The organism is Lysobacter olei (genome assembly GCF_054777355.1).
Genome location: NZ_BAAHAT010000004.1, coordinates 193,554 through 220,432 on the forward strand (window position 1 = coordinate 193,554; position 26,879 = coordinate 220,432).

The 26,879-nt window shown below is 66.8% G+C and carries 25 protein-coding genes, 1 tRNA gene and 1 pseudogene; 19 read left to right on the plus strand and 8 right to left on the minus strand.

All coding sequences use genetic code 11. The features are described 5' to 3' along the window. The 3 genes and pseudogenes from ACYVBS_RS07490 (at window position 1) to ACYVBS_RS07500 (ending at window position 3,106) form a co-directional block, all read left to right on the plus strand. A pseudogene (locus tag ACYVBS_RS07490) lies at window positions 1–812 on the plus strand (NUDIX hydrolase). 42 nt (window positions 813–854) lie between these two features. Then, window positions 855–1,706 (plus strand): sulfurtransferase, encoded by an 852-nt coding sequence (locus ACYVBS_RS07495; RefSeq protein WP_460822818.1) that lies wholly within the window; start codon window positions 855–857, stop codon window positions 1,704–1,706. A gap of 71 nt (window positions 1,707–1,777) precedes the next feature. Continuing rightward, a complete protein-coding gene (locus ACYVBS_RS07500) occupies window positions 1,778–3,106 on the plus strand; it encodes a substrate-binding domain-containing protein (protein WP_460822820.1) in 1,329 nt (442 codons plus the stop codon). Window positions 3,107–3,125: 19 nt separating this feature from the next. Here the strand turns inward: ACYVBS_RS07500 and ACYVBS_RS07505 are convergent, their stop codons facing one another. After that, window positions 3,126–3,884 carry an enoyl-CoA hydratase/isomerase family protein gene (locus ACYVBS_RS07505; protein WP_460822821.1) on the minus strand — a complete coding sequence of 253 codons (759 nt, stop codon included), beginning with the start codon at window positions 3,882–3,884 and terminating at the stop codon, window positions 3,126–3,128. A 55-nt stretch (window positions 3,885–3,939) separates the two neighbouring features. On the opposite strand from ACYVBS_RS07505, the gene ACYVBS_RS07510 reads away from it, so the two are divergent. Further along, complete coding sequence (locus tag ACYVBS_RS07510; RefSeq protein ID WP_460822822.1) at window positions 3,940–4,386, plus strand: copper chaperone PCu(A)C; 447 nt, start codon at window positions 3,940–3,942, stop codon at window positions 4,384–4,386. A 3-nt stretch (window positions 4,387–4,389) separates the two neighbouring features. Here ACYVBS_RS07510 and ACYVBS_RS07515 read toward each other — a convergent pair whose 3' ends face one another. From ACYVBS_RS07515 to ACYVBS_RS07530, 4 genes are all read right to left on the minus strand, one after another. Beyond that, on the minus strand, window positions 4,390–4,779 hold the full coding sequence (locus ACYVBS_RS07515) for an acyl-CoA thioesterase (protein ID WP_460823017.1): 390 nt from the start codon (window positions 4,777–4,779) through the stop codon (window positions 4,390–4,392). A gap of 302 nt (window positions 4,780–5,081) precedes the next feature. Beyond that, window positions 5,082–8,102: an excinuclease ABC subunit UvrA gene (uvrA, locus tag ACYVBS_RS07520; RefSeq protein ID WP_460822823.1), complete on the minus strand. Its 3,021-nt coding sequence runs from the start codon at window positions 8,100–8,102 to the stop codon at window positions 5,082–5,084. A gap of 155 nt (window positions 8,103–8,257) precedes the next feature. Then, entirely contained in the window at window positions 8,258–8,446 is a 189-nt protein-coding gene (locus ACYVBS_RS07525; protein WP_460822824.1) for a hypothetical protein, read from the minus strand. Window positions 8,447–8,551: 105 nt separating this feature from the next. After that, window positions 8,552–9,100, minus strand: a complete 549-nt coding sequence (locus ACYVBS_RS07530; protein ID WP_460822825.1) for a YidB family protein — start codon at window positions 9,098–9,100, stop codon at window positions 8,552–8,554. A 116-nt stretch (window positions 9,101–9,216) separates the two neighbouring features. On the opposite strand from ACYVBS_RS07530, the gene rplU reads away from it, so the two are divergent. The 3 genes from rplU (at window position 9,217) to cgtA (ending at window position 10,939) form a co-directional block, all read left to right on the plus strand. Then, entirely contained in the window at window positions 9,217–9,525 is a 309-nt protein-coding gene (gene rplU, locus ACYVBS_RS07535) for a 50S ribosomal protein L21 (RefSeq protein ID WP_460822827.1), read from the plus strand. A gap of 15 nt (window positions 9,526–9,540) precedes the next feature. Then, window positions 9,541–9,798, plus strand: coding sequence for a 50S ribosomal protein L27 (gene rpmA, locus ACYVBS_RS07540; RefSeq protein WP_460822828.1), 258 nt, complete (start codon window positions 9,541–9,543; stop codon window positions 9,796–9,798). A 76-nt stretch (window positions 9,799–9,874) separates the two neighbouring features. Then, window positions 9,875–10,939 carry an Obg family GTPase CgtA gene (cgtA, locus tag ACYVBS_RS07545; protein ID WP_460822829.1) on the plus strand — a complete coding sequence of 355 codons (1,065 nt, stop codon included), beginning with the start codon at window positions 9,875–9,877 and terminating at the stop codon, window positions 10,937–10,939. 281 nt (window positions 10,940–11,220) lie between these two features. Here the strand turns inward: cgtA and rpsT are convergent, their stop codons facing one another. Beyond that, on the minus strand, window positions 11,221–11,490 hold the full coding sequence (gene rpsT, locus ACYVBS_RS07550; protein WP_460822831.1) for a 30S ribosomal protein S20: 270 nt from the start codon (window positions 11,488–11,490) through the stop codon (window positions 11,221–11,223). A gap of 162 nt (window positions 11,491–11,652) precedes the next feature. Here rpsT and murJ point away from each other — a divergent pair, with 162 nt between their 5' ends. The 11 genes from murJ (at window position 11,653) to ACYVBS_RS07605 (ending at window position 22,408) form a co-directional block, all read left to right on the plus strand. Then, window positions 11,653–13,269 carry a murein biosynthesis integral membrane protein MurJ gene (gene murJ, locus ACYVBS_RS07555; RefSeq protein WP_460822832.1) on the plus strand — a complete coding sequence of 539 codons (1,617 nt, stop codon included), beginning with the start codon at window positions 11,653–11,655 and terminating at the stop codon, window positions 13,267–13,269. Between the two features lie 30 nt (window positions 13,270–13,299). Beyond that, on the plus strand, window positions 13,300–14,280 hold the full coding sequence (locus ACYVBS_RS07560; protein ID WP_460822833.1) for a bifunctional riboflavin kinase/FAD synthetase: 981 nt from the start codon (window positions 13,300–13,302) through the stop codon (window positions 14,278–14,280). A 56-nt stretch (window positions 14,281–14,336) separates the two neighbouring features. After that, window positions 14,337–17,135 carry an isoleucine--tRNA ligase gene (gene ileS, locus ACYVBS_RS07565; RefSeq protein ID WP_460823018.1) on the plus strand — a complete coding sequence of 933 codons (2,799 nt, stop codon included), beginning with the start codon at window positions 14,337–14,339 and terminating at the stop codon, window positions 17,133–17,135. A gap of 42 nt (window positions 17,136–17,177) precedes the next feature. Then, the gene (gene lspA, locus ACYVBS_RS07570; RefSeq protein WP_460822834.1) at window positions 17,178–17,696 is read left to right on the plus strand and encodes a signal peptidase II; all 519 of its coding nucleotides are present in this window, start codon (window positions 17,178–17,180) and stop codon (window positions 17,694–17,696) included. A gap of 9 nt (window positions 17,697–17,705) precedes the next feature. Next, the gene (gene ispH / locus ACYVBS_RS07575) at window positions 17,706–18,656 is read left to right on the plus strand and encodes a 4-hydroxy-3-methylbut-2-enyl diphosphate reductase (RefSeq protein WP_460822835.1); all 951 of its coding nucleotides are present in this window, start codon (window positions 17,706–17,708) and stop codon (window positions 18,654–18,656) included. Between the two features lie 36 nt (window positions 18,657–18,692). Continuing rightward, window positions 18,693–18,768 (plus strand) — tRNA-Thr (locus tag ACYVBS_RS07580). A 181-nt stretch (window positions 18,769–18,949) separates the two neighbouring features. Beyond that, the gene (locus ACYVBS_RS07585; protein WP_460822836.1) at window positions 18,950–20,176 is read left to right on the plus strand and encodes a tyrosine-type recombinase/integrase; all 1,227 of its coding nucleotides are present in this window, start codon (window positions 18,950–18,952) and stop codon (window positions 20,174–20,176) included. Window positions 20,177–20,498: 322 nt separating this feature from the next. Next, window positions 20,499–20,723: a helix-turn-helix transcriptional regulator gene (locus tag ACYVBS_RS07590; protein ID WP_460822837.1), complete on the plus strand. Its 225-nt coding sequence runs from the start codon at window positions 20,499–20,501 to the stop codon at window positions 20,721–20,723. Further along, window positions 20,720–20,992 (plus strand): hypothetical protein, encoded by a 273-nt coding sequence (locus ACYVBS_RS07595; RefSeq protein ID WP_460822838.1) that lies wholly within the window; start codon window positions 20,720–20,722, stop codon window positions 20,990–20,992. Before ACYVBS_RS07590 ends, ACYVBS_RS07595 begins: the two co-directional genes overlap by 4 nt. After that, the gene (locus ACYVBS_RS07600; RefSeq protein ID WP_460822839.1) at window positions 20,989–21,333 is read left to right on the plus strand and encodes an FDXHR family putative zinc-binding protein; all 345 of its coding nucleotides are present in this window, start codon (window positions 20,989–20,991) and stop codon (window positions 21,331–21,333) included. Before ACYVBS_RS07595 ends, ACYVBS_RS07600 begins: the two co-directional genes overlap by 4 nt. Further along, window positions 21,323–22,408 carry a primase alpha helix C-terminal domain-containing protein gene (locus ACYVBS_RS07605; RefSeq protein ID WP_460822840.1) on the plus strand — a complete coding sequence of 362 codons (1,086 nt, stop codon included), beginning with the start codon at window positions 21,323–21,325 and terminating at the stop codon, window positions 22,406–22,408. The genes ACYVBS_RS07600 and ACYVBS_RS07605 overlap by 11 nt, the downstream gene beginning before the upstream one ends. Window positions 22,409–23,198: 790 nt before the next feature. On the opposite strand, the gene ACYVBS_RS07610 is transcribed toward ACYVBS_RS07605, so the two are convergent. Then, complete coding sequence (locus tag ACYVBS_RS07610) at window positions 23,199–23,477, minus strand: hypothetical protein (RefSeq protein ID WP_460822841.1); 279 nt, start codon at window positions 23,475–23,477, stop codon at window positions 23,199–23,201. A gap of 566 nt (window positions 23,478–24,043) precedes the next feature. Further along, window positions 24,044–25,273 (minus strand): CapA family protein, encoded by a 1,230-nt coding sequence (locus ACYVBS_RS07615; protein ID WP_460822843.1) that lies wholly within the window; start codon window positions 25,271–25,273, stop codon window positions 24,044–24,046. A 173-nt stretch (window positions 25,274–25,446) separates the two neighbouring features. Between ACYVBS_RS07615 and radA the strand changes: the two genes are divergently transcribed. After that, complete coding sequence (gene radA, locus ACYVBS_RS07620) at window positions 25,447–26,859, plus strand: DNA repair protein RadA (RefSeq protein WP_460822844.1); 1,413 nt, start codon at window positions 25,447–25,449, stop codon at window positions 26,857–26,859. The last annotated feature ends 20 nt before the right edge of the window (window positions 26,860–26,879 follow it).

The window sequence follows — 26,879 nt, forward strand, 5'->3', positions numbered from 1 at the left end:
ATGAGTTCCTTTCGTGCCGTCCTCAGTCCTTGCATCGGCGTATGCAGCCTCGATGCCCAAGGACTGTGCGAAGGCTGCCACCGCACCGGCGCGGAAATCGCACGCTGGATCCATATGGGCGACGACGAGCGCCTGCACCTGATGGAAGTGGTCCTGCCTGAGCGCGAGGCGTCCCGCGGGTGAGGGTCGATGCGCCCGCGCTGGCACGTCTGGAGCGCGCGCTCCATGCACTTGCGGCGCCGCCGAAGGCGCAGGCGTGGAACCTCGAAGAGATGGATGGCCTGTTGGATCCCGGCGCCATGTTGAAGGAAGCGGCGGTGCTGGTCGGGCTGGTGGATCGACCGGAAGGGGCACAAGTGCTGCTTACGCGTCGCACCGACATCCTGCGCCACCATGCAGGGCAGGTCAGCTTTCCCGGTGGGCGGCTTGAGCCGGAAGACGAAGGCCCGGTGGGTGCTGCGTTGCGCGAGACGCGGGAAGAGATCGGCGTGGCCCCGGAACTGGTCTCGCCATTGGGCTTCCTGGACCCGCTGGCCACCATCACGGGGTTCCGCGTGATGCCCGTGGTCGCGCGGATCGAACCCACCTACGAGCCCCTGCCTCACCCGGGCGAAGTCGCGGAGGTGTTCGAGGTGCCGCTCGCCTTCCTGATGGCGCCGGGCAATCTCGTCGCCCGCGAGGTCGACGTGCAGGGCCGGACAAGGCGCATACTCGAGTTCGTCGAGAACAGCCCCACCCGTCGCAGGATCTGGGGCGTCACCGCCTCCATCCTGTACAACCTACGCGAGCGCTTGGGTACAGTGCCGGATTGACGGCGCCATGCAGGCGCCGTCGTACGCAACGGAGATCGCGCCATGCCAGGTTGGACCACGATCGTACAACCCGAAACGCTTGCCATCGCGCTGGGGCGTGACGACCTCGTCGTGGTGGATTGCCGCCATTCGCTTGTAGATCCGGGTGCCGGCGAGGTCATGTACCAGCAGGGGCACATCCCCGGCGCGGTGTTCGCGCACATGGATCGCGACCTGTCCGACATGGGGAAGGCCGGCATGGGGCGTCACCCTTGGCCGGACGCCGCGACGTTCACCGCCAAACTGGGCGAATGGGGCATCAGTCCGCAGCATCAGGTTGTCGCCTACGACGATGGCGAAGGCGCACAGGCCGCGCGCCTGTGGTTCCTGCTGCGTGCCTTGGGGCATGAGAAGGTCGCGGTGCTGGATGGCGGTTGGCGTCGATGGACGGCCAACAGCCTGCATCCCGTGGACTCGCATCCGCCCAAGTCGGCGCCGGCACGGTATGTCGGTGCGTTCCAGGCCGATCGCCTGCTGGATGCCGCCCAAGTGCAGGAGCGACTGGCGGCGGGTGACCTCCTGATCGACGCGCGCGCGGCGGACCGTTTCCGCGGCGAGAACGAGACCATCGACCGCGTGGCAGGGCATGTGCCAGGCGCGCGAAACAGGCCGTGGACGCAGAACACGGCCGACGGTCGCCTCAAGTCGCCGGTGCAACTTGCAGAGGAATTCCGCGCATTGCTGGGCGACCATGCCCCCGGCCAGACCATTGTCATGTGCGGTTCGGGCGTCACCGCCTGTCACCATCTCCTGGCCATGGAGCGCGCAGGCCTGGGCGGCGCGAAGCTGTTCACCGGCTCGTGGAGCGGCTGGATTGCCCACCCATCGCGCGCCGTTGCGACCGGGGAAGCGTGATCCGGTTCGCAATGTAATGCGGGCGTAACAGCGCACCGCGAAACTCCCCGCGTTTTTCGGGGATTAATTCAATGTGGACGAATTTGCTGCGCACCGCGATGGTGGTGTGCATGTTGGTGGTGTTTCCAAATCCCGCTTCAGCCCAGTACGCCAATGCGGAGCGACTGCGCATCCATGGCTCGAACACGATCGGTGCAGGGTTGATGCCCGCGCTGGTGCATGCCTGGATGGAGTCGCTGGGGTATGAGGAGATCGAGCGCATCGAGCGCGGCGTCTCCATCACACAAGTTCGCGGCATCCGTGACGGCGAACCCTTGGTGGTGGAGATCGCAAAGAACGGCTCGGCCGCGGGCATGATGGCGCTGGTGGCCGGGAACACGGAACTTGCGATGATGGCGCGCCCGCCGAATGCCGCGGAGATGGACGCCGCCTGGCAACTGGGTGAGCTGCATTCAGCCGAGCAGGAGTTCGTGATTGCACTCGATGGGCTGGCGGTCATGGTGCACCGTGACAACCCGGTGCGCGGACTGTCGATGGCCCAGCTGCGCGACGTGCTCTCAGGGCGGATTACCGACTGGCAACAGTTGGGTGGACTCCCGGGTGCGATCAGTGTGTTCACGCCGAACCATGGCGGCGAGCTGGAGTTCCTCCAGCAACGGGTCATGGAAGGCGCCGCATTGACGGGGTCGCGTCGCACGGTGCCGGTCGGGCGCATTTCCGCGGCGGTGGCTGGCGAACGCGGTGCGATTGGCATCATGGGCCTGCGCAGCCCGGTGGCGCCGCTGACACGACCGTTGGCCATTGGCCAGGGCGGTGCCGCCTTGCTGCCCACCCGGATCAACGTCCAGAGCGAGGATTACCCCCTCGTCCAGCGCTACAGCCTCTACGGCGGCCAGATGATGTCGGCGCTGGGTCGCAGCTTCGCGTTGTTTTCCATAGGACGGCACGCGCAGGCGGCGGTGGCGGCATCGGGTCATATCGCCGTGACCCTGCGTCCGGCCGTGCAGCAGCCGCTGCCGGTGGGCGCGCTGGATTACCAGAACGTGGTGGCGGGCGCGGAGCGTCTGCCCCTGAGCCTGCGCTTCAATCCCGGTGGCCTGCAGTCACTGTTTGAGAGCAGGGCCCAGCGTGACCTCGACCGCATCGTCGCGTTCATGCGTTTGCCGGCCAATGCCAATCGCCAGGCGACGGTCCTGGCCTTTGGGGCGGTGGACCCGGCGGGCACCCTGGTCTCGACCATCGTCAGCACCGACCGCGCCAACATGGTGGCGGACTACCTCCAAGGGCAAGGCGTGGTGGTGCGTCGCTCCGTTGGGTTGGGCGCCCTGCGGCCGCTGGTGCGGCCCACGCATCCGCAGGCGGTTTACCTCAATGACCGCGTCGAGGTCTGGGTCAACTGACCTCCGGCAGTGGGGGCGCTCACTTGCCCAGCTTGGCCATGAGGTCACGCAGCGCCGCCTGCGTGCCCTCCGAGTACCAGGCTCCGACGAACCGGTCGAGCTGGATGTGGTGCGGCTGGAGCGCCTCCACGACGTCGGCCCGGGCGATGGTCCGGGTCGCCAGCATTGCGCTCCGCGGCAAGGCCAGCAGCTGTTCCAGCCACACGAGGGCGCGGGCCGACACGCTGTCCACGTCGACCAGTTCGTCGACCAGCCCATAGGCCAGGGCCTGCTGGGATTCCACCAGGTCGCCGGACACGAGCAGCCGCTCGGCCCGGTGCGGGCCGACGATCCGCCGCAACAGGCGCTGGATGCCCTCGGGTGCCACGAGCCCCACCTGCGTTTCATTGAGGCCAATGCGGAACGGGCCGGACGCCATCACGCGGTAGTCGCAGCACAATGCCCACACGCACCCACCGGCCGGGGCGTGGCCACTGAGGGCGGCGACGACCGGAATCGGGGAATTGGCGATGGCCAGGGCGGTATCGAAGAACGATTGCCAGGCGGAACGGAGCGCGTCGCGGTCCTCGCCCAGCGACATCAGGTGGGGGACATCCAGACCTGCGGAGAACACCTTGGCGTTGCTGCCCAGGACGATGCCTGCCGCGCCCGTGCCGATGGCCGCGCCGAGCGCTTCGCGGACGGCGTCGCAGAGCTCCGGGTTCATCGCATTGACAGGGGCGCGCGAGAGTCGGATCTCCGCGATGCCATCGTGGAACGTGGTCTCGACAAGGCTCATGGCGTGGGTTCCCGGGTGTGCCCGTGGGTCAGGCATGCGCGGTTATCATAGGCGCATGAACGCAATCCGTCCCTTGCTTGCCGCCTGTCTGGCCGCCGTCGCGATGTCCCTTTCCCCCGCGCACGCGGGCGAGTGCACCGCGCGGGTGAAAGAAGGCTGGGTACGCCTGCCCCCGGTGTCGATGCCGATGATGGCGGGCTTTGGCATCATCGAGAACCCGTGCGCGGCACCGGTCGCGATCGTCGGAGCCTCCAGCCCGGCCTTTGGCGATGTGTCGCTGCACGAAACCCGTGTCGTGGATGGCGTCAGTCGCATGCGCCACTTGCCCGAGCTGCGCATTGCGCCCGAAGGCGCAGCCACGCTCAAGCCCGGCGGGCTGCACCTGATGCTGATGCAGCCTCGGGCGCCGCTCAAGGAAGGCAGCAAGGTCGTCATCGAGTTCGCGCTGAAGGGCGGTGGCGTCCTTCGGGGCGAACTCACCGTGCGCAAGCCTACCGGCTGAGGCTCAGCGGCAAGCGGTACGCACTTCGGCGGGCAGCGGCGCAGCGGCGCCTGTTCCGCGGTCGATCCAGACGAGCACGACATTGCCGTCGCAGTACAGCACGCTGGCGTCGTTGCGGGCCACGATGCGGTGGCCGATGGTCACGCTGGTATTGCCAAGCCGCTCCACGAACAGCTCCACCATCACCTCGTTCGGCCATTCGATGGGGCGACGGTAGTTGAGGTTGGCCGCCGCCACGACCGGCGCGACATGGTCGTCCAGCCCCTGGCCGGGCATCGTCAACATCCACTGCAGGCGGGCTTCTTCGAGGTAACTCAGGTACTTCGAATTGTTGACGTGATTGAAGGCGTCCAGATCGCGCCAACGCACCCCCAACGGAACGTGGATCAGCACGCGCGGCCCCGGCGATGCGGCCGTTGAGGGCGTGGCCTGCCTGGGCGATGGCGACGCACCCTGGCCTTCCGCCTTAGGCCGCCGGGCTTGTGGCGGCGCCGCCTCGGGCGCGGGTGCTTCAGTGAGGAGCTGAGACGCCTGCGGCGAAGGGGCGTCCGTGTCGGTCACCTGAGTCTCGGGGGCTGCATCCGGGGCGATGGTTTCCGCTTTCGCGGCGGCCTTGGTGGCGGGCTTGCGGCGGCGCGGCGCGGACTTGCGTGGCTTGCGGGCCGGCTTGCCGGCGTCAGTGGGGGTGTTGTCGCTCATTCGGCGGATGTCTTCTTGTTGGTCTTGCGCCCGGCGCCAGCACGGCTGCCGGGCTTGGGCTTGGTCTTGTCGGCCTTGGGTTCCGAAAGCTGGGGTTCCGAAGGCTTGGGTTCCGAGGCCTTGGCGTCGGATGGCTTGGGCTTCTCCGCCTTGGTCTTGCCGCTGCCGGGCTGCACGCCCAGCATGGGTGCCAGGAAGCGACCGGTGTGCGAGTGGGGCAGGGAAGCGATGTCCTCCGGCGTGCCGGTGGCGAGGATGGTGCCGCCGCGGTGGCCACCTTCCGGACCCAGGTCGATGACCCAGTCGGCGGTCTTGATCACGTCGAGGTTGTGCTCGATCACCACCACCGTGTTGCCGTCATCGCGCAGGCGATGCAGCACCGCCAGCAGGTGTTCGATGTCGTGGAAGTGCAGGCCGGTCGTCGGTTCGTCGAGGATGTACAGGGTGCGGCCTGTATCGCGGCGCGACAGTTCCTTCGACAGCTTCACGCGCTGCGCCTCGCCACCCGACAGCGTGGTCGCGCTCTGGCCGAGCTTGATGTAGCTCAGGCCCACATCCATCAGCGTTTCCAGCTTGCGCGCAATGGCCGGCACCGCCTCGAACAGGGTCAGCGCATCCTCGACGGTCATCTCAAGGACGTCGTTGATGTTGTAACCCTTGTAGAGGATCTCCAGCGTCTCGCGGTTGTAGCGCTTGCCCGTGCACACGTCGCAAGGCACGTAGACGTCTGGGAGGAAGTGCATCTCCACCTTGATCAGGCCGTCGCCCTGGCAGGCCTCGCAACGGCCGCCGCGCACGTTGAAGCTGAAGCGGCCGGCCGCGTAGCCGCGCGCGCGTGCTTCCGGCACCTGCGCGAACAGTTCGCGCAGTGGAGTGAACAGCCCCGTGTAAGTGGCGGGGTTGGAACGCGGCGTGCGCCCGATGGGCGACTGGTCGATGTCCACGACCTTGTCGAACAGGTCCATGTTCTCCACCGAGCGGTGCGGCGCCACGGTGTGCGCGGCGCCGTTGAGCTCGTTGGCGGCGAGGGTGAACAGCGTGTCGTTGATCAGCGTCGACTTACCCGAGCCGGACACGCCGGTGACGCAGGTCAGCAGGCCCGAGGGGATGTCGAGGTCGACGTCCTTGAGGTTGTTGCCGCTGGCGCCGCGCAGGTGCAGCATCGCCTTCGGGTTGGGCTTGTGGCGCTTGGCCGGGATCTCGATCTGCTTGGCGCCGCTGAGGTACTGCCCGGTGAGCGAGCGCGGCGCCTTCAGTACGTCCTCGAACGAGCCCTGCGCCACCACTTCGCCACCGTGCACGCCCGCACCGGGGCCGATGTCGACGATGTAATCCGCCAGGCGGATCGCGTCCTCGTCATGCTCGACCACGATGACCGTGTTGCCGAGGTCGCGCAGGCGCGTGAGGGTGCCCAGCAGTCGCTCGTTGTCGCGCTGGTGCAGGCCGATGGACGGTTCGTCCAGCACGTACATCACGCCGACCAGGCCCGCGCCGATCTGGCTGGCCAGGCGGATGCGCTGCGCTTCACCACCGGACAGCGAGTCGGCCTTGCGCTCCAGTGTCAGGTAATCGAGGCCGACATCGACCAGGAATCGCAGCCGGTCGCCGATCTCCTTGACGATCTTGGTGGCGATCTCGCCGCGCCAGCCCGGCAGGTTGAGCCCGCGGAAGAACGCCAGCGCCTCGTCCACCGGCATCACCACGATGTCCGGCAACGGCCGTTCGGCGACGAACACGTTGCGCGCTGCGCGGTTCAGGCGTGCGCCACCGCATTCGGTGCAGGCGCGCTCGCTGATGTACTTGGACAACTCCTCGCGCACCGCCGGCGATTCGGTTTCGCGGTAGCGTCGCTCCAGGTTGGGAACGATGCCTTCGAAGCGGTGCTTGCGCTGGTGCTTGCTGCCGCCTTCGGTGAGGTAGGTGAACTGGATCTGCTCCTCGCCGCTGCCAAACAGCACGGCCTGGCGCACGTCTTCAGGCAGGTCCTGCCAGTGCGTGTCCACCTTGAAGTCGTAGTGCTTGGCCAGCGACTGGATCAACTGGAAGTAGTAGGCATTGCGGCGGTCCCAGCCGCGCACGGCACCGGCCGCCAGCGACAGTTCGGGGTGCACCACCACGCGCGCCGGGTCGAAGAACTGCGCCACGCCGATGCCGTCGCAGGTGGGGCAGGCACCTACCGGGGAGTTGAACGAGAACAGTCGCGGCTCGAGTTCCGGCAGCGAGTACTCGCACACCGGGCAGCTGTACTTGGACGAGAACAGCAGCGGCGCGGCATCCGGTGCGTCCATCGACATGACCGAGGCCATCCCGTCGCCCAGCTTGAGCGCCGTTTCGAACGATTCGGCCAGACGCTGCTTCATGTCCTCGCGCGGACGGAAGCGGTCCACCACGGCCTCGATGGTGTGCTTGACCCGCAGCGCCAGCGGCGGCACCGCGTCGATCTCGTGCAGCGCGCCGTCCACGCGCACGCGCACGAAACCCTGCGCGCGCAATTGCTCGAACACTTGCGCGTGCTCACCCTTGCGCTCGCGCACCACCGGCGCCAGCAGCATGTAGCGCTGCTCCGCCGTCTCGGGCTTGTCGGCCAGCGCGACCACCTGGTCCACCATCTGGCTGACGGTCTGTGCTTCCAGCGGGTAGCCGTGGTCCGGACAGCGCGGCAGGCCCACGCGCGCATACAGCAGGCGCAGGTAGTCGTAGATCTCGGTGATGGTGCCCACGGTGGACCGTGGGTTGTGCGAGGTCGACTTCTGCTCGATCGAAATCGCCGGGCTCAGCCCTTCGATGTGGTCGACATCGGGCTTCTCCATCACGCTCAGGAACTGGCGTGCATAGGCCGACAGCGACTCGACATAGCGGCGCTGGCCTTCGGCATAGATGGTGTCGAACGCCAACGACGACTTGCCCGACCCCGACAGGCCGGTGATCACGATCAGCTTGTCGCGCGGCAGGTCGAGGTCGACGTTCTTGAGGTTGTGCGTCCGTGCGCCACGGATGCGGATGTAGTCCAGCGCCATCGGTTCTCTGCCTGGGGGAGGGCGGCCGTCAAGGCGACGGCGAACCGATGAGCGTATCGGGTGGGGGTGACACTAGCAAATGCAGGCCAAGCGAAACCGCGCACGGCGGCTGGGCCGCGTGGGCACACGCGCCGGGTCGTCGCTCGCGACCCGACTCAATCCTTGCGCGAAGGCGGTTCCTTGCGAGAGCGGTCGATGTTCGCGAGGTCCTCGCTCAACTCGTTGATCCAGGCCCGCATGCGTTCGCGGCGGCTCCTGGGGGGCTGGGCGGCGGCGTCGGGCGGCGGGATCGGGCGCTCGTGGCGTAGCCGGCGCTGGATCTGCTCGATGATGTGCGGCTTCATGGCGGTGCTCCACCTAAGGGGAGACGGGCGTTCAAATGCCCACGCCAGTGAATCACAGGGCGCGTTAAGCAAACGGAATCCTGCCGCTGCGCTCCGGCGGAAGCGTTACATTCCGCCCCGGCGCCAGCGTTCGATATGGCCCCAGCCTTCCCCCATGTCGCCAAACCACTCGCGGAGCTTGTCCAGCAAGCCCATCGATGGCAGCACGCCCTGCTCGCTGAGGGCATCGACCGCGTCCGGCAGCATGGATGCCGCCAAGGCACCCGCGGTCTGCGCGGAAACCCCCACCCGGTCGGCAATGGCTTCGACCGTCCCGGGGCCCAGGGCTGTTTCCAGTTCCAGGACCGTGATCGGGCGGTTCGGCCCGTGGGACAACCAGGAAGTCACCGCATCACCCAGGCCGACCTCCCGGAACGCCTGGAGGAAGCCCTCGGGGCCGCCATGCCTCGGGCTGAAGGCAAGCCCGATCAACTCGCCCAGCACCTTTTTCACGTCATGCGGGTTGGCGCCGAACTCGGCGGCCGTCCGTTGGACCAGCTGCTCGTACATGCCACAAGCCCCTGTTGGGAAAGGGATTTTGGCTGCCTTCGCCGGTTGACTTGGGTGCCAGGCCGCCGACCGAGACCAACGTTGCGACCGTTGCAGGCCGGTCACGCCCGGGCGGGCGATAGGGGTGGTTGCCGTAACCCGCTGAAACCCCTACAATTCCGCTTCTGTCCGTCCATGAAGGCGGCGCAGGCGACCAAAATAACTACAGAGGAATCTGGTCAATGTACGCAGTAATCGTCACTGGCGGTAAGCAGTACCGCGTGATGCAGGGTGAGACCCTGCGCGTCGAGCTCCTCGATGCCGAAGTCGGCAGCGAGCTGAAGCTGGACAACGTCCTGATGCTGGGCGGCAGCGATGGCGTGAAGGTCGGCGACGCCCTGAAGGGTGCCGTTGTCTCCGCCAAGGTGGTTGGCCACGGCCGCGCCGACAAGGTGCGTATCGTGAAGTTCCGCCGCCGCAAGCACCATCGCAAGCAGATGGGCCACCGTCAGCATTTCACCGAAATCGAAATCACCGGCATCGCCGGCTAAACAGGAGAAGCCGCCATGGCACAGAAAAAGGGCGTAGGCTCAACCCGTAACGGCCGCGATTCCAACCCGAAGTACCTGGGCGTCAAGATTTACGGCGGCCAGGCCATCGAAGCCGGCAACATCATCGTGCGTCAGCGCGGCACCCAGTTCCACCCGGGCGCCGGCGTCGGCCTCGGTCGCGATCACACCCTGTTCGCGCTGGTGGATGGCAAGGTCGAGTTCTCGACCAAGGGCCCGAAGAAGCGCCGCACCGTCAGCGTCGTCGCCGCGTAATCGCGACGCACTGGCTGCGAAGGGCCCCGCTTCCTGCGGGGCCTTTTGCTTTCTGGAACACACATCCGAGGTTTGCATGAAGCTGGTCGATGAGGCCGAAATCCTGGTCACCGCGGGCGATGGCGGCAACGGCTGCATCGGTTTCCGCCGTGAGAAGTTCATCCCGCTGGGCGGCCCCGATGGTGGCGACGGCGGCGATGGCGGCAGCGTGTGGCTGGTTGCCGACGAGAACCTCAATACGCTGGTCGACTTCCGCCACCAGACCAAGTTCAAGGCCCAGCGTGGCGAGAACGGCATGGGTCGGCAGGCCTATGGCAAGGGTGGCAGCGACCTGACCGTCACCGTGCCGGTGGGCACCGTGGTCATCAACGTCGAGACCGACGAGGTGATTGGCGACCTGACCCGCCACGGCGAGCGCCTGCTCGTGGCCAAGGGTGGCAAGGGTGGCCTTGGCAACATGCACTTCAAGAGCTCGATCAACCGCTCGCCGCGCAAGGCGCTGCCGGGTCTGCCGGGCGAAGAGCGCACGCTCAAGCTGGAGTTGAAGCTGCTGGCCGACGTGGGCCTGCTGGGCTTCCCCAATGCCGGCAAGAGCACCCTTATCCGCGCCGTGTCGGCGGCGACGCCCAAGGTCGCGGACTACCCGTTCACGACCTTGTACCCCAACCTGGGCGTGGTCAGCGTGGAGCCGCACCGCAGCTTCGTCATCGCCGACATCCCGGGCCTGATCGAAGGCGCGGCCGAAGGCGCCGGGCTGGGCACGCAGTTCCTCAAGCACCTGCAGCGCACCCGCCTGCTCCTGCACCTGGTGGACATCGCGCCGATGGAGGGCGGGGTGGAAATGAGCCCGGCCGACCAGGTGCGCGCCATCGAGCGCGAGCTGGAGCGCCACGACCCCGAGCTGCTGAATAAGCCGCGTTGGCTGGTGCTGAACAAGGCCGACCTGCTGCTGGAGGAAGAGCAGAAGGAAGTCGCCGAGGCAATCATCGCCGAGCTGGGCTGGACCGACCGCTGGTACGTGGTGTCGGCCATCAGTCGCGAGGGCACCTGGCCGATCATGAAGGACATCATGGCCTTCTTCGACCGGCAGCGTGAGGACGCGCTGGAAGCCCAGGCCAGCGGCGATCATTCGCCTATCTGAGTCGTTGCCTGAGGGCGCGGGCTGTTGGACGAAGGGCTGGCGAATGCTGGCCCTTCTTGTTTTGCATTGGGGCCGCGCGGCGGCGTTGCTCCCGCCATCAGCCGGCCGGTGTCGACCTAGGGGCGCTCTGATCAGGTCGGATCAGGTCGGATCAGGTCGGGGCGGATGGGGCGGATGGGGTGAGTTGGGCGTGGCGGATAGGCGCTTCGCGGACCCCGGACACAAAAAACCCGGCCGGAGCCGGGTTTTTCGCGTCACACAAGACACAAGTAACCGTGCGATCAAGCAGCCTTGAGGGCCTTGATGCGAGCGGTCAGACGGCTCTTGTGGCGAGCGGCCTTGTTCTTGTGGATCAGGCCACGCGAGCTCAGACGGTCGAGGACCGGCTGGGCCACGGCGAAGGCGGTTTCGGCGCCGGCGGCGTCGTTCTCGCCCAGGGCCTTGAGCACCTTCTTCACGGCGGTGCGCAGCATCGAACGCTGGCTGGCGTTACGGGCATTGCGCACGACAGCCTGCTTGGCGCGCTTCTTGGCGGACTTGATGTTTGCCACGGCGAATTCCTGAAATTTTGTAGTTGAAGCTGGGTAAAATGGGGAAACGGAAAATCAGACGGGAAAGTATGGCCGTTTCAGTAGCTTGCGTCAACTGGGCCGATGTCAAGTGGGCCGGTGTCAAGTGGGGTGGGGCTGCCGTTCCGGGGTGGAGTATGGCCCATGGCTAAGGGCTTGCTCCGATCTGCCAGCATTTTCAGTGTAATGACGTTCATTTCCCGGGTCTCCGGCCTGATCCGGGACCAGGTGTATGCGGTGGTGTTCGGTGCCAGCCCGGCCATGGACGCCTTCGTCGTGGCCTTCCGCATCCCCAATTTCATGCGTCGTCTGTCGGCCGAGGGTTCGTTCGCCATGGCGTTCGTGCCGGTGCTGGCCGAGTACAAGGCCAAGGGGGACCAGGCGGCGGTCAAGGAACTGATCGACCGGGTGGCCGGCACGCTGACCGCGGCGCTGCTGGTGGTCACTGGCCTGGCCATCGCCGGCGCGCCATGGGTGATGCAGGTGTTCGCCCCGGGCTTCGCGCCGGATGGCCCGCAGCATGACCTCGCCGTGGAAATGCTGCGCATCACCTTCCCGTATGCGCTGTTCATTTCCTTGGCCTCGCTGGCCGGCAGCATCCTCAACAGCTTCAATCGCTTCGCCATTCCGGCGTTGTCGCCGGTGCTGCTGAACATCTCGATGATCACCGCCGCGCTGGTGCTGGCGCCGCGGATGGAGCAGCCGGTTTTGGCGCTGGCCTGGGGCGTGTTTGCCGCGGGCGTGCTGCAGCTGGTGTTTCAGTTGCCGTCGCTGGCAAAGCTGGGCCTGTTGCCGCGGCCGCGCTGGGGCGTGGCGCACGCCGGCGTGCGCAAGATCATGAAGCTGATGGTGCCGACCCTGTTCGGCTCGTCGGTGGTGCAGGTCAACCTGCTGATGAACACCGTGATGGCGTCGTTCCTGATCGGCGGCAGCGTGACCTGGCTGTATTACACCGACCGCCTGCTGGAGTTCCCGCTGGGGATGTTCGGCGTGGCCATCGGTACGGTGATCCTGCCGCACCTGTCGGGCCGGCACGCCGCCGCGGATCCCGCCGGTTATTCGAAAGGGCTGGATTGGGGTTTCCGGCTGTGCCTGCTGATCGGCGTGCCGGCCTGCCTAGGCCTGATCCTGTGTGCCGAGCCGCTGATTGCCACGCTGTTCCAATACGGGCGCTTCAGTGCGGACGACACCCGCATGGCGCAGTTGAGCCTGATTGCTCAGTCGATCGCGGTGCCCGCGTTCCTGCTGGTCAAGGTGCTGGCGCCGGCGTTCTATTCACGGCAGGACACCAAGACGCCGGTGAAGTCGGCGGTGGCGTCGGTGGTGATCAACCTTGTGTGCACGGTGTCGCTGATGGCGGGGCTGGTGTACCTCACCCCGGTCGGCCAGCAGGCGCTGGCAGCGGCCGGCGGCCAGCCGATCGAGGCGCTGGGCCGCATTCCGGGCGCGCATGCGCTGCTGGCATTGGCCATCGCCATCGCGGGTTGGGCCAACGCGCTGCAGTTGTGGTGGTACCTGCGGCGCGCGAGCGTCTACCAGATGCAGCCGGGATGGGCGCGCTTCCTGCGCCAGGTGGGCCTGGCGAGCGTGGCCATGACCCTGGTGGTTGGCGTGTTCTTGTGGCTGTGGCAGGACTGGACGGCGTGGGCGTGGTGGCAGCGCGGCATGCGGCTGGGCGTCATGGTCGGTGCCGGCGGCCTGGTCTACGGGGCCATGCTCTGGCTGCAGGGCATCCGCCCGCGCGACCTTCGCGGCCATTGAGCCGGCGCGCGGCGGCTATACTTCAAGGTGATGAGCAGGCTGTTTCGTGACGTCGAGGGCGGGCCCCGGTGCCCGCACGGCAGTGTGGTCTGCATCGGCGCCTTCGACGGCCTCCACCTGGGGCATCAGGCGCTGGTGCGCCACGCTGTGGCCCGCGCACGCCTGCTGGGCGTGCCGGCGGTGGCGTTGACCTTCGAGCCGCTGCCGCGTGAATTCTTCTCGCGGGGCACGCCGCCGCCGCGGCTCTTGCTGCCGCATGCCAAGGTGGAAGGCCTGTGCCGGCTGGGCGCGGACCAGGTGGGCCTGCTGCGCTTCAATGCCGCGCTGACCGCGCTGCCGGGTGCGGAGTTCATCCGCAGGGTGCTGGTGGAGCGCGTTGGCGCGCGTGAGGTCTGGGTCGGGCCGGAGTTCGGCTTCGGCAAGGGGCGCGACGGCAATCTGGCGCTGCTGCAGGCTTTGGGCGGCGAGCACGGTTTCACGGCCGGGGAGATCGCGCCGATCGTGGTGGATGGCGAGCGCGTGTCCGCCTCCCGCATCCGCAAGCTGCTGCTGGACGGCGACTTCGAAGGCGTCGAGCGTCTGCTGGGTCGCCGCTACGCCATCGGCGGGCGGGTGGTGCGCGGCAAGCAACTCGGCCGCACGCTGGGCTTTCCTACCGCCAACCTGCGCTTCGCCGGCAAGGTGCCCGCGTTGCAGGGCATCTACGCCACGCGCGTGCATGGGCTGGAAGGCCTGCCGGGCGTGGATGCGGGCAAGGCCGCGGCCGGTTGGCCGTCGGTGTCCAGCTTCGGCACCCGGCCCACGGTGGATGGCGTAGAGCCGCTGCTGGAGGCCCATTTGTTCGATTTCGCGGGCGACCTCTACGGGCGCCGCATCGAAGTCGAGTTCGTCGCCAAGTTGCGCGACGAGGAAAAGTTTTCCGATCTGGCGGCGTTGACCGCGCAGATGCAACACGACGCCGTGCAGGCGCGTGCCCTTCTTGAACAAGACCAACAACGAGCCTACGCGTGACCGCTGACGTCAATCCCTACAAGAGCACGCTGCACCTGCCGGCGACCGATTTTCCGATGCGCGGCGACCTGCCCAAGCGGGAGCCCATTGCGCTGGCGCAGTGGGAGCAGGACGGCCTGTACCAGCGCGTCCGCGAAAAGACCAGGAGTCGCGCGCGCAGTTTCGTGCTGCACGACGGCCCGCCGTACGCCAACGGCTCGATCCACATCGGCCACGCGGTCAACAAGGTGCTCAAGGACATCATCGTCAAGTCGCGCCTGATGGACGGCTGCGACGCACCCTACGTGCCGGGCTGGGACTGCCACGGCCTGCCGATCGAGATCGCGGTGGAGAAGAAGTTCGGCAAGGTGGGCGACAAGCTCACCGCCGCCGAATTCCGGCAGAAGTGCCGCGAATACGCCGCCGAGCAGATCGACCTGCAGCGCAAGGACTTCAAGCGCCTGGGCGTGCTGGGCGACTGGGACAACCCATACCGCACCATGGATTTCCGCTTCGAGGCGGACATGCTGCGTTCGCTGGCGAAGATCGTGGACCGTGGGCACCTGTCGCGCGGTGCCAAGCCGGTCTACTGGTGCTTTGACTGCGGCTCGGCGCTGGCCGAAGCCGAGATCGAATATGCCGACAAGCTGTCGCCGGCCATCGACGTGGCGTACAGCGCGAAGGATGGCGCCAAGCTGGCTGCCCAGTTCGGCATGGCGCTTGATGCGGGCGTGGAGGTGGCGGTGCCGATCTGGACCACCACGCCGTGGACGCTGCCGGCCAGCCTGGCGGTAAGCATCGGCCCCGAGCTGGAATACGCGCTGGTCGAAGGCCCGAAGCGCGCCGACGGCGGCCGCCGCCTGCTGGTGCTGGCCGAGGCGCTGGCGACCCAGGCGCTGGCGCGTTACGGCGTCGAGGACGTCGTGGTGCACGGCACCGCGATGGGCAGCGAGCTGGAAGGCGAGCTGCTGCGCCACCCGTTCTACGCCGAGCGTGACATCCCGCTGATCGTAGGCGACCACGTGTCGGCCGAGGACGGCACCGGCGCCGTGCATACCGCGCCGGGCCACGGCCAGGAAGACTTCGCGGTCAGCCAGAAGTACCACCTGATCGAGCGCTACACCGCCGCACAGATGAACCCGGTCGATGGCCGCGGCGTGTACCTGCCCAGCACCCCCGCCGCCGACGGCGTGGAGTTGGCCGGCCTGCACATCTGGAAAGCCAACGACGCGCTTGTCGAGATGCTGCGCGGCAACGGCCACCTGCTGGCGCTGGCCAAGCTCAACCACAGCTACCCGCACTGCTGGCGCCACAAGACGCCGGTGGTGTTCCGCGCCACGCCGCAGTGGTTCATCTCCATGGAGCAGGCGCATCTGCGTCGCGACGCGCTGGCCGCCATCGGCAAGGTCGGCTGGGTGCCGGAGTGGGGTGAGGCGCGCATCTACGGGATGATCGAAGGACGCCCGGACTGGACCATTTCGCGCCAGCGCACCTGGGGCGTGCCGATTGCGTTGTTCATCCACCGCGAGACCGGCTTGCCGCATCCGCGTTCGCCCGAACTGATGCGCCAGGTGGCCGAGCGCGTGGAACAGGCCGGCGTGGACGTGTGGTACGACCTCGACGCCGCCGAACTGCTCGGTGACGAGGCCGCGCAGTACGACAAGGTTACCGACATCCTTGACGTCTGGTTCGACTCCGGCGTGACCCATGAATGCGTGCTGGCGCAGCGTCCGCAGGACGGCCTGCACAAGCCCGCCGACCTGTACCTGGAAGGCTCCGACCAGCACCGCGGCTGGTTCCACAGCTCGCTGCTGACGGCCGTGGCGATGGATGGCGTGGCGCCGTACCGCCAGGTGCTGACGCACGGCTTCACCGTCGATGCCGACGGCCGCAAGATGTCCAAGTCGCTCGGCAACGTCATCGCGCCGCAGAAGGTGGTCGATGCGATGGGCGCCGACGTGCTGCGCCTGTGGATCGCATCGGCCGACTACCGCTACGAGATGGCGGTGAGCGACGAGATCCTCAAGCGCAGCGGCGACGTGTACCGCCGCCTGCGCAACACCGCGCGCTTCCTGCTGGCGAACCTGCACGGCTTCGACCCGGCGCAGCACCTGCTGCCGCTGGAGGAGATGGTCGCGCTGGACCGCTGGATCGTGCACCGCGCGCACGAGCTGCAGGAGAAGATCAAGGCCGCCTATGAGCGCTACGACTTCGCCGAGATCGTGCAGTCGCTGGCCAACTTCTGCAGCGTGGACCTGGGGTCGCTGTACCTGGACGTGACCAAGGACCGCTTGTACACGATGCAGGAAGATTCGCGCGGGCGCCGTTCGGCGCAGGGCGCGATGTACCGCATCGCCGAGGCGTTCGTGCGCTGGGTGGCGCCAATCCTGACCTTCACCGCGCAGGAGATGTGGGCCTACCTGCCGGGCCAGCGTGACGAGCACGTGCTGTTCACCACCTGGTACGAGGGTCTGGCGCCGCTCACCGGCGATGCCGAGTTGTCGGCCGAGGAGTTCGAGCGGCTGTTGGCGCTGCGCGAGCAGGTCAGCAAGACGCTGGAGCCGCTGCGCGCCGCGGGCACCATTGGTGCGGCACTGGAGGCCGAGATCGGCCTGCGCTGCAGCGTGGCCGACCAGAACTGGCTTGCGCCGCTGGTGGATGAGCTGCGCTTCCTCTTCATCAGCGGTGACGTACGCTTGATCGCCGACGACGCCGCGAAGGACATCACGGTCGAAGCCACCGCCACGGCAAAGTCCAAGTGCGTGCGCTGCTGGCACCATCGTGACGACGTGGGCCTGATTGCCGCGCACCCGCAGTTGTGCGGCCGCTGCGTGGACAACGTGGACGGCGCGGGCGAGGACCGTCGCTGGTTCTGAGCCCGCCGTCGCCACTTTCCCTGACTTAACCGGAATGACCACTTGACCGTTTCCCGTCCCAAGCCCAACGCCCTCGTCTGGCTCGCGCTGTCCGCGCTGGTCATCGTGCTCGACCAAGCCACCAAGGCCTGGGTGCTGGCCGACCTGCCGGAATACACCGCCATCCCGGTGATCGAAGGCTTCTGGAACTGGTACCGCACCTACAACACAGGCGCCGCGTTCAGCTTCCTGAGCGATGCGGGCGGCTGGCAGAAGTACTTCTTCGTGGTGCTGGCCGTCGGCATCAGCGGCATGCTGGGCTGGTGGCTGAGCCGTACGGCACGGGGCGACTGGAAGTCGGCGCTGCCGTACTCGCTGGTGATCGGCGGCGCCATCGGCAACGTCATCGACCGGCTGCTGCACGGCCACGTGGTGGACTTCATCCAGTGGCACTACCGGGACCATTACTGGCCGGCCTTCAACGTGGCCGACATGGCCATCGTCGGCGGTGCCATCGGCATCGCCCTGTTTGGCCTGCTGGGCGGGCAGGGCGGCAAGACCGACCCGGGCCGCAGGGGGTAAAATCGGCCCATGGACGTCCTGCTCGCCAATCCCCGCGGTTTCTGCGCCGGCGTCGACCGGGCCATCGAGATCGTCAAGCGCGCCATCGAGATGCTCGGTGCGCCGATCTACGTGCGCCACGAGGTGGTGCACAACCGCTTCGTGGTGGACGATCTCAAGCACCGCGGTGCGGTGTTCGTCGAGGAACTGGACGAGGTGCCCGATGGCGCCACCGTCATCTTCAGCGCGCATGGCGTGTCCAAGGCGGTCCGCGCCGAGGCCGAGCGTCGTGGTCTGAAGATCTTCGACGCGACCTGTCCGCTGGTGACCAAGGTGCACCTGGAGGTTTCGCGCCACTGCCGCGCCGGCCGTGACGTGATCCTGATCGGGCACGAAGGCCACCCCGAGGTGGAAGGCACGATGGGCCAGTGGCAGCGCGAGGCGGGCACCGGGAAGATCTACCTGGTCGAGGACGTGGCCGATGTGCAGGCGCTGGTCGTCGATCAGCCCGAGAATCTGGCCTACACCACCCAGACGACGCTGTCGGTGGACGACACCAAGGCGGTGATCGAGGCGATGCGCGCCAAGTTCCCGGCCATCGTCGGACCTCGCCACGACGACATCTGTTACGCCACCCAGAACCGCCAGGACGCCGTGCGGGAGCTGGCCCGGACCTGTGATCTGGTGCTGGTGGTGGGCTCGGTCAACAGCTCCAACTCCAACCGCCTGCGCGAGCTGGCGGAACGCGAGGGGGTTGAGGCGTACCTGATTGACGGCGCACCGGAGATCAATCCGACGTGGGTGCAGGGCAAGCGCCACATCGGCATCACCGCAGGCGCCTCGGCGCCGGAAGTGCTGGTGCGCGGCGTGATCGAGCGCCTGCACGAGCTGGGCGCCAAGCTGGTGCGCGAGCTGGATGGCGAGCCCGAGGACATGGTCTTCGCCCTCCCGAAGGAGCTGCGGCTGCAACTGGTCGATTGACCCCTGCGGGGCGGATCCCTACAATTGCCGGTCTTCGCCGGAATAGCTCAGTTGGTAGAGCGGCGCATTCGTAATGCGTAGGTCGTAGGTTCGATTCCTATTTCCGGCACCAAATGAGGGTTTCAGGGCTTCCCAAATACCCCCACGAAAGACAGGAAACCCCGCTACGGCGGGGTTTTTTGTGCCTGTAAGGTTCCCAATCGTCCCATTGCAGCCCCGCAAACGTGGGGGTACCGTTGGGGGTATCCGGCCCCCTCTGGGGGTATCGGCACCCAAAAGCGGGGGTATCGGGCATGGCAGCGAACACTGGAAAGCTGACAGCGGCGGCTATCAAGGCCAGCGAGGGCAAGCCCGGCAAGCTGGCGGACGGTGGCGGTTTGTTCCTGCTGACCAAAGACAGCGGCGCGCGCCTATGGCGGATGAAGTACCGCAATGCAGGCAGGGAGCGCCTTCTGTCCTTTGGTTCCTATCCAGAGGTTTCGCTAGCCGAGGCGAGGCGAGAGCGTGACAAAGCACGCGCGGCGATCCGTGACGGTGGCGACCCCGCAGCGAGCAAACGCGCGGCCAAGCTGGCGGCCAAAGTCGCAGCGGCGAATAGCTTTGAGGCCATCGCGCGCGAATGGCTGGCCAAGCAAAAGCGGAGCATGGCGAAGGCCACCTATGACAAGGCGCTGGCTTGTTTTGAGAATGACCTGTTCCCATGGTTGGGCTCGCGGCCGATTGGCGACATTGACGCGCCGGAACTACTGACCACGATCAAGCGCATAGAGGCCCGAGGGGCGCATGAATCGGCGCATAGGGCCAAGCAACGGGCGGGCCAGGTATTTCGCTACGCCATCGCACACGGCGCAGCGAAGCGCGATCCTGCGGCTGATCTGCGGGGGGCGCTGGCCCCGGTAGTGTCACGTTCGCGCGCGGCGATAACCGACCCGGCCAAGGTGGGCGACCTGCTGCGGGCCATCGATGACTACTCGGGCCAATTCACCACGCGTTGCGCCCTACGGCTGGCCCCGCTGCTGTTTGTCCGGCCCGGCGAGCTTCGCGCCATGGAGTGGGCGGAGCTAGACCTAGACGGTGCACTGTGGCGCATCCCTGCCGGCCGCATGAAGATGCGCGAGGCTCACGCGGTGCCGCTGTCCTCGCAAGCAGTGGCGATCCTGCGGGAGCTAGAGCCATTGACGGGGCGCGGGCGCTATTGCTTCCCGAGCTTGCAGACGGCCGACCGGCCAATGAGCGAGAACACGGTAAACGCGGCCCTGCGGCGGCTGGGATTCGACAAAGACACCATGACGGGCCACGGCTTCCGGGCCATGGCCAGCACGCGCCTAAACGAACTTGGATGGGCACCGGACGTTATCGAACGCCAGCTAGCCCATGCGGAGCGGAACAAGGTGCGCGCGGCATACAACCGGGCGCAGTACATAGCGGAACGAACCAAGATGATGCAGGCATGGGCGGACTACTTGGACGGCCTGCGGACGGGTGCCAAGATCATTCCGATTAAGCGCAAAGCCCGCTAACGCTTTTCTGCGACTTGTCTGCCATCAGGCGACGGTTCCGGCGTTCGGACTCACGCCACCTTGATGATCTGACCACGCTCCAATGAGGCGTTTTTTCGCGCAGTTCGTTCGGCGAATGGTCGCGCATTTCAGGGATGCAAGCCCGTTGGGGAAAAACTCACGCGCACGCTGTAACCCGCGCAGCAGCAGCATTTCAGCGCAGTCAACACGTGACCGCCATCAAAAAACCGTTGAAGTCTTTGGAGCGTGGTAGTTAATAGATACCCGACACGGCGCGGTGCAGCCCAGCAAGTCGCAGGGCGCGCGTTGTGGAGGGCAAACAATGCGACAAGGTACCCCGGCGAGTCTGGCCTATACGCTGCTGCGACTTCCCCAAGTCAAAGCCCGAACCGGCCTAAGCCGTTCTGAGATTTACCGCCGTGTGCAGTCCGGCGACTTCCCGCAGCCCGTGAAGCTGGGTGAACGTGCCAGCGCATGGCCAGAGCACGAAGTCATGGAGTGGTGCCAAGCCCGCATTGCCGCGCGCGATGCAAAGGCGGCGGCATGACAAGGCCCAATGAAAACGCCCTAATCCCGGCGAGCTTGGCGGCAGACGGGAATCAGGGCGCAGGTGCAAACGCGGGTGGCGTCGGCACGGCGGAGCATATCGCGCGCCCGACGTTGGCGCTATCGCAGGCGGTGGCGATGCTGGGCACGGCGGCGGAGTTTTTGGACGTATACGCGCGCGTGACCGATGATCCTGGCCCCGGCATTGTGGAGGCGACCGACCTGCTACACGCCGCGCGCCTGCTGCTGTCGCAGGGGGTGACAGCATGACCGGCCCGAGCTTGGGGAGTGCACGTTGCCAGTGCACGGCCTGCGGGGAGTTGTTCAACCGAACGCGGGTCTTTGACCGTCATAGGGTGGGCGAGTACGCGAAGCGCGGCGAGTGGGCGCATAGCCGGCGATGCCTAACGCCTGCGGAGATGCAGGCGCGCGGGTGGCGACGTAACGCGGCGGGGTTTTGGGTGATGGATGCCCTAGACGCTGCCGGCCAAGCCCGTACACGGGGCGATGCGGGGCGATCCGCTACCCCAGCCCCAGACAAGCCCGCGCGCAAGGCTGTGACCGTGTACCCGGCACCCTGCGGGGTGCGAAGGGGCACCCATGGCGGCTGACTACCGGCAACCGGATGCCGTGCGGTTTTTGTCGGCGTTGGCCCCAGATGGTGGGCTGACGTTCCAAACGTTTGATGACCGCAAGGAAAGGCGCGAGCTAGCCCGGCACCGGAGCGGAACGTATGCGAGTTGTGCACGGTGGCTGGCGGGGCAGAACGAAAAAGGTGCGGGCTGTTTCGTTATGGTGAACCGTGGCGACGGGAAGGGGCGGCGAACGGGCAACGTGCAATCCGTCCGGGCTGTCTTTCTGGATTTGGACGGCGCGCCATTGGAGCCCGTGCAAGCCGCGCCAATCCCGCCCCCTATCGTCTGCGAATCCTCGCCGTCCCGGTTCCATGCGTTGTGGCCCGTGGCAGGGATGCCGTTATCGGACTTCCGGCCGGCACAGTTGGCCCTAGCCGAGCGATTCCAAGGCGACCGGGCAATGGCGGACTTGCCGCGCGTGATCCGGCTGCCGGGGTACGTTCACGCCAAACGCGATCCGTTCACGTCGCGGCTGCTGCATTGTGATCCGGTGCAGCCGTGGCGGTGGCCAGACTTTGCCGAGGTGATGGCGCTGCCGTTCACTCCAACGCGCGCGGCGAACGATGAGGGGGAATGGGCCGATGGTGAACGCAACCTGGCCCTGTACCGGTTTGCCTGCGGGCTGCGGAACAAGGGGCTAGATCATGCCGAGGCGTTGCGACGGGTGACGGTCGCCAATGCGGAGCGATGCAAGACGCCATTGGATGGTGCGGAGGTCGCGGGCATTTTCGAGAGCGCATGGAAGGCCCCCGCACAGGGGTTCGCCAAACTTCCCCACGACGTGATGGATAGCGAGGCGTTCCGAACGTTGCCGGATGCAGGCGCGCGGGTAATGTTTGGGCTGTTGCGAAACTACGGCCCTGCAATCAATGGGCGGCTGACGTTCACGCGAAGCGATGCGGCGCGCTGGGGCTTGGACAAGCGGCGACGGACTGCCGGCCTGCGGGCTGCGGAGGATGCGGGCTTGATCGAATGCACAGAGCGCGGCAAGTCTGCGACCCCCGGACACCGTGCTACCCCCGACCGTTTCCGCCTGCTGTTCCTGCCGTGATAGGGGTCAAATTGCCCCCTATGCATCGTAGGGATAGGGGTCAAATCTGTACCCCTTATGTAGATAACAGGGAAAGGAAGGGGTGAGGGATGGAGAGGGAGAGCCCACCGGCGACCATTGCCTAAAGTAGAGGGAAATAGACCGCTGGCGGTTTGCGGACTTTTTGGACACTCTAAAAAGGCTGGCCCCTGCTGCTGCCGTGGTGGGGGCCATTTCTTTAGTGAAGGGAAAGACGCCGCGCGCGTGATCCTGGCCCTAGTTGCTGCCGGGTTTTCCGACGCCGTAAAAGGGGGGCGGCAGCGGCAACGGGTTAGGTGACGCCGTAAAAAGGCGCGGCCCCAAGATCGCCACAAGGTCACAGCAAGATTGGGGCAAGGTTGCAGCAAGGTCGCCAGCGTGCCGGCTGCGACGTGTGCGGGCATTGCAGGCCATCGGCAAGGGGGACGCTACGGGGACGCCATTCGCGCCCTGTATCGCACAGTGTGGCCAAGTGCGACGGGGTGATGGCGGGGCGGTTCGCAGCGCTTGCGATGGGACGGTCGCAGAGTGTGGCCATGCGACGATTGCCCCCAGCCTGCCACTGGATCGAAACCGAGACTGGCGCGTATTTGCGCTGGCACGCGGGAACGGTGGGCTGGGTCAAGCCGACCGGCACGGGTGCAGAGGTCACGATCCAATGGCGGGACTTTCACCACACAGCCCCAGCGGCGAGCGTGGCGCAAGGCCGTCGATTCCTGGCCTGTTGGGTGGCGGCGCGGAAAGGATTCCCCGGCAGCGTCAAACGGAGGTGTTAGCCCGGCGAGTCGATGGCGGTGCCGGCTTCATCCATCCAGCCTGCCTCTAATAGCATCCTGTCGATGCGATGAGAAACCATGTCACAGCATCCATGGAGGTCATGGGTCCGCTCCATTCGCGCTGCCTCGTTTCTGATGGGACCCGCGAGAGCAGCGAACGCTGCCAAGCGCGCGCCCGAATCCGTGTAAGCGGCACGCAGCTCCGGAATCATGACTTCCAGATCATCCAAAGCATCCAAAATAGGACGCAACACCGAGTGCAAGCGTAGATCCATGGCGGGATTCAAACCCTCTATGGTCAGGTGCGGGATGGGGGCGGGTCAGACAGCTTGGGCCCAAAAGCGGTACACCGGCAGGAAAGCAAGGGCGCCTGTGTCCCCTGCGGCGGCTGCGGCTAGTAGCAGAGCGAGAATCTTTTGAGCGTCCATTCTGAAAAGCTTCGTGGTTTGACGGGGTGCCACCGCTAGTGGGCGGGGGCGAACCTATCAGGGAAAGCCGGCGCGTAGCGGAGGAAAGATTCTCACCAAAAGGTCCGGCTGGAAAGTCACCGGGGGCGCCTCCAAAGTCTGGTGATCTCAGCCCTTGACCGCGTGCCCCGGCGAGCGATGCTATATCGGAACAATTTCGGGATTTGCCGGCCCATGGCGTCTCCTCCGGTGCCGGGGTAGCCGGGCAAATGTGGGGGTATTTCTGGGGGTACTTTCTCAGATCAATGAAAAACAATCACAATAAATCAGATACATAGGCCAATAGTGCGGTGCCTATTTCCGCACCATCTTCAAAGTCCCGCTCCGGCGGGACTTTGTCGTTTTGGGGCATGCGGGGCGCAGTATGCGCGAGGTCACCTCCAGCGCAATGAGAACCGGCCGTCCTCGCCCAGGGCCACGTCGCTCCCATGCTGCCGGCACTCCCGGCGCAGGCGGTCAACCAGCCAACGACGGTCGTCCCCCGCTGCCAGAAGAACGCGGAACACCTGGATGCGTGTCGGCGTCATCACCAACTCCAGCAGACGCCCGCTGCCGCGTTCCAACACCGGGAAGTACATCAGGCCCAGTTCACCGCGGTATTCCTCGTGGCCTTCGATGCCCTCGTAGTCGTTGAGGAAGTCGCCGCAGCCGTACAGGATCAATCGGTCGTGGTGCACCTCGATGCCCTTCACGTGGTGCGAGGAGTGGCCATGGACCAGGTCGACGCCGGCTTCGTCAATCAGGGCATGGGCGAAGGCGCGCTGCTCGGGCGGGATCGCGTAGCCCCAGTTGCCACCCCAATGAAGCGAGAACACCACCAGGTCGCCGTCGCGTTTATGGTGTCGCACCGACGCGGCCAACCGCGACACGGTGGAAGCCGCCAGGTCGGGCAGGCGGTTTACCCCCGGTCGGGATGGCGTGGCCGCCCAGGCCGTTGGCACGCCGGAGTCGCCGGTGGCGGCGGCGAACACGAGGATGCGCGCGTTGTCGCCCACGGGCAGGATCGCCGGGGCCTGGGCCATCGCCGTGTCGCCGCCTGCGCCGGCGGTCGCGATCCGGGCGCGGCGGAGCGTGGACAGGGTCTCGCTCAGTCCCTCGCGATCCCAGTCCAGCACGTGGTTGTTGGACAGCACGCAGCAATCGATGCCGGCCGCCGTCAGGCAGGCCACGTTGCCGGGGTGCATGCGGTAGTTGATGCCCTTGGGCCAGTGCCGGTCGCTTCGGGTGACGGCGGTTTCCAGATTGATGATGCGGGCGGTGGGGCGCTGTCGCTCCAGCTCCGCGAGCGCATCACCCCAGACATAGGTGCAGGGGGCCGGGCGTGGAATCCCGCCGCTGTGACGCTCTGCCAGCGCGAGGTACCGGCGCGCATCGCGGACGTGGGATTCATGCAAGGTTGGATCCGACCGGTGCGGCAGTATCTGGTCGATGCCTCGACCGAGCATGACGTCGCCGCACAGGAACAGGCGCATCGGGTGCGACATGGGAGCGCTCCCCGGTAAGGGTCTTGTGGCGGCGGCCAGCAGCGTGGCGGCGGGCCCGGACGTCGCCATGCCCAGCGCCAGGCGGGTCGAAACCTGCAGGAAGTGTCGTCGTCCACGCATGCCGGCAGCCCATCCACGACCATCTTCGTCCTTGCGCGGGCGGCGCGCTACCCGGTGGCGACCGGCGGTCACGGCGAGGCATGCAGGGAAGGCGCGGGGCGAGCGGCGGATGCTGTCTCGTCCCGCGCGACACGGACGGGCTACAGTGTCGGCAATCCACCACGCACGTCGCCATGGCCGTCTCCAGCAAGTCCGCCGCCAAGTCCCGCACCGCTTACGTCTGCTCCGAGTGTGGCGCCGACCACACCAAGTGGCAGGGCCAATGCGCCGAGTGCGGCGCGTGGAACACGCTGAGTGAGTTCGTGGTGCAGCCGGCGGCTTCGGCTTCCAAGGGCGGGGTGGCGGCCTCCCGGCGCAGCAGCTGGGCGGGCAAGGCGGATGCGCCTGCAGTGACGCCCCTGAAGGACGTGCGCCATGCCGAGGACAACCGGGTCAGCACTGGCATCGGTGAGTTGGATCGGGTGTTGGGCGGTGGGCTCGTGCATGGCGCGGTGGTGCTGGTCGGCGGCGACCCGGGCATCGGCAAGTCCACGCTGCTGCTGCAGGCGGTGGTCAAGATGGCCGGCGAGTTGCCGGCGCTTTATGTCACCGGTGAGGAGTCGCTGGCGCAGGTCGCAGGCCGCGGTGCGCGCCTAGGCTTGCCGCTGGACGGCGTGCATGCGCTGGCCGAAACCGGTATCGAGCGCATCCTCGAGCACGCGGCGGCGATGCAGCCGCGGTTGATCGTGGCCGACTCGGTACAGACGCTGTGGACGGAGGAATTGAGTGCCGCCCCCGGCTCGGTCAGCCAGGTGCGCGAGAGCGCGGCGCGGCTGGTGCGCTACGCCAAGGAGACGGGCACGTCGGTGTTCCTGGTGGGCCACGTGACCAAGGAGGGCGGCATCGCCGGCCCGCGCGTGCTGGAGCACATGGTCGATGCGGTGCTGTACTTCGAGGGCGAGAGCGGAAGCCGTTTCCGAGTGCTGCGTGCGTTCAAGAACCGCTTCGGCGCGGTCAACGAACTCGGTGTTTTCGCGATGGGCGACAAGGGCCTGCGTGAGGTGCCAAATCCGTCGGCGATCTTCCTGTCCGGCAGCGAGCGCCCCCAGCCGGGCAGTTGCGTGATGGTCACCCGGGAGGGCACGCGCCCGCTGCTGGTGGAGGTGCAAGCGCTGGTGGATGCCTCGCCGCTGTCCAATCCGCGCCGGGTGGCGGTGGGCATGGAAGGCAACCGCCTGGCCATGCTGCTGGCAGTCTTGCACCGCCACGGCGGGGTGGGCGTCGGCGACCAGGACGTGTTCGTGAACATCGTCGGCGGCATTCGCGTGCAGGAGACCGCGGCTGACCTGCCGGTGTTGCTCTCGGTGTTGTCGTCGCTGCGCGACCGGCCGCTGGCCGAGCGCACGATCGCCTTCGGTGAAGTAGGCCTGTCCGGTGAGATCCGCCCGGTGCCCAACGGCGAGGAGCGGCTGAAGGAAGCCGCCACGCATGGCTTCAAGCGCGCCATCGTCGCCAAGGCCAATGCGCCCAAGTCCGGGCGCATCGGTGAGATGGAGGTCATTGCCGTGGAGCGGCTGGCCGAGGCGCTGGACGCCGCGCGGGAGTGACCTGCGCAGCCCTCCTCGAT

Excerpts from the sequence above, each read along its gene's own strand:
- ACYVBS_RS07605 (WP_460822840.1), top strand. The coding sequence starts at position 21,323 with ATGGCGGCTGACTACCGGCAACCGGATGCCGTGCGGTTTTTGTCGGCG.
- ACYVBS_RS07615 (WP_460822843.1), bottom strand. The coding sequence starts at position 25,273 with ATGCGTGGACGACGACACTTCCTGCAGGTTTCGACCCGCCTGGCGCTG.
- ACYVBS_RS07495 (WP_460822818.1), top strand. The coding sequence starts at position 855 with ATGCCAGGTTGGACCACGATCGTACAACCCGAAACGCTTGCCATCGCG.
- ileS (WP_460823018.1), top strand. The coding sequence starts at position 14,337 with ATGCGCGGCGACCTGCCCAAGCGGGAGCCCATTGCGCTGGCGCAGTGG.
- ispH (WP_460822835.1), top strand. The coding sequence starts at position 17,706 with ATGGACGTCCTGCTCGCCAATCCCCGCGGTTTCTGCGCCGGCGTCGAC.
- radA (WP_460822844.1), top strand. The coding sequence starts at position 25,447 with ATGGCCGTCTCCAGCAAGTCCGCCGCCAAGTCCCGCACCGCTTACGTC.
- ACYVBS_RS07500 (WP_460822820.1), top strand. The coding sequence starts at position 1,778 with ATGTGGACGAATTTGCTGCGCACCGCGATGGTGGTGTGCATGTTGGTG.
- ACYVBS_RS07510 (WP_460822822.1), top strand. The coding sequence starts at position 3,940 with ATGAACGCAATCCGTCCCTTGCTTGCCGCCTGTCTGGCCGCCGTCGCG.
- ACYVBS_RS07525 (WP_460822824.1), bottom strand. The coding sequence starts at position 8,446 with ATGAAGCCGCACATCATCGAGCAGATCCAGCGCCGGCTACGCCACGAG.
- ACYVBS_RS07560 (WP_460822833.1), top strand. The coding sequence starts at position 13,300 with ATGAGCAGGCTGTTTCGTGACGTCGAGGGCGGGCCCCGGTGCCCGCAC.
- ACYVBS_RS07600 (WP_460822839.1), top strand. The coding sequence starts at position 20,989 with ATGACCGGCCCGAGCTTGGGGAGTGCACGTTGCCAGTGCACGGCCTGC.
- ACYVBS_RS07590 (WP_460822837.1), top strand. The coding sequence starts at position 20,499 with ATGCGACAAGGTACCCCGGCGAGTCTGGCCTATACGCTGCTGCGACTT.
- ACYVBS_RS07610 (WP_460822841.1), bottom strand. The coding sequence starts at position 23,477 with ATGGATCTACGCTTGCACTCGGTGTTGCGTCCTATTTTGGATGCTTTG.
- rpmA (WP_460822828.1), top strand. The coding sequence starts at position 9,541 with ATGGCACAGAAAAAGGGCGTAGGCTCAACCCGTAACGGCCGCGATTCC.
- murJ (WP_460822832.1), top strand. The coding sequence starts at position 11,653 with ATGGCTAAGGGCTTGCTCCGATCTGCCAGCATTTTCAGTGTAATGACG.
- rplU (WP_460822827.1), top strand. The coding sequence starts at position 9,217 with ATGTACGCAGTAATCGTCACTGGCGGTAAGCAGTACCGCGTGATGCAG.
- ACYVBS_RS07585 (WP_460822836.1), top strand. The coding sequence starts at position 18,950 with ATGGCAGCGAACACTGGAAAGCTGACAGCGGCGGCTATCAAGGCCAGC.
- uvrA (WP_460822823.1), bottom strand. The coding sequence starts at position 8,102 with ATGGCGCTGGACTACATCCGCATCCGTGGCGCACGGACGCACAACCTC.
- ACYVBS_RS07595 (WP_460822838.1), top strand. The coding sequence starts at position 20,720 with ATGACAAGGCCCAATGAAAACGCCCTAATCCCGGCGAGCTTGGCGGCA.
- cgtA (WP_460822829.1), top strand. The coding sequence starts at position 9,875 with ATGAAGCTGGTCGATGAGGCCGAAATCCTGGTCACCGCGGGCGATGGC.
- ACYVBS_RS07505 (WP_460822821.1), bottom strand. The coding sequence starts at position 3,884 with ATGAGCCTTGTCGAGACCACGTTCCACGATGGCATCGCGGAGATCCGA.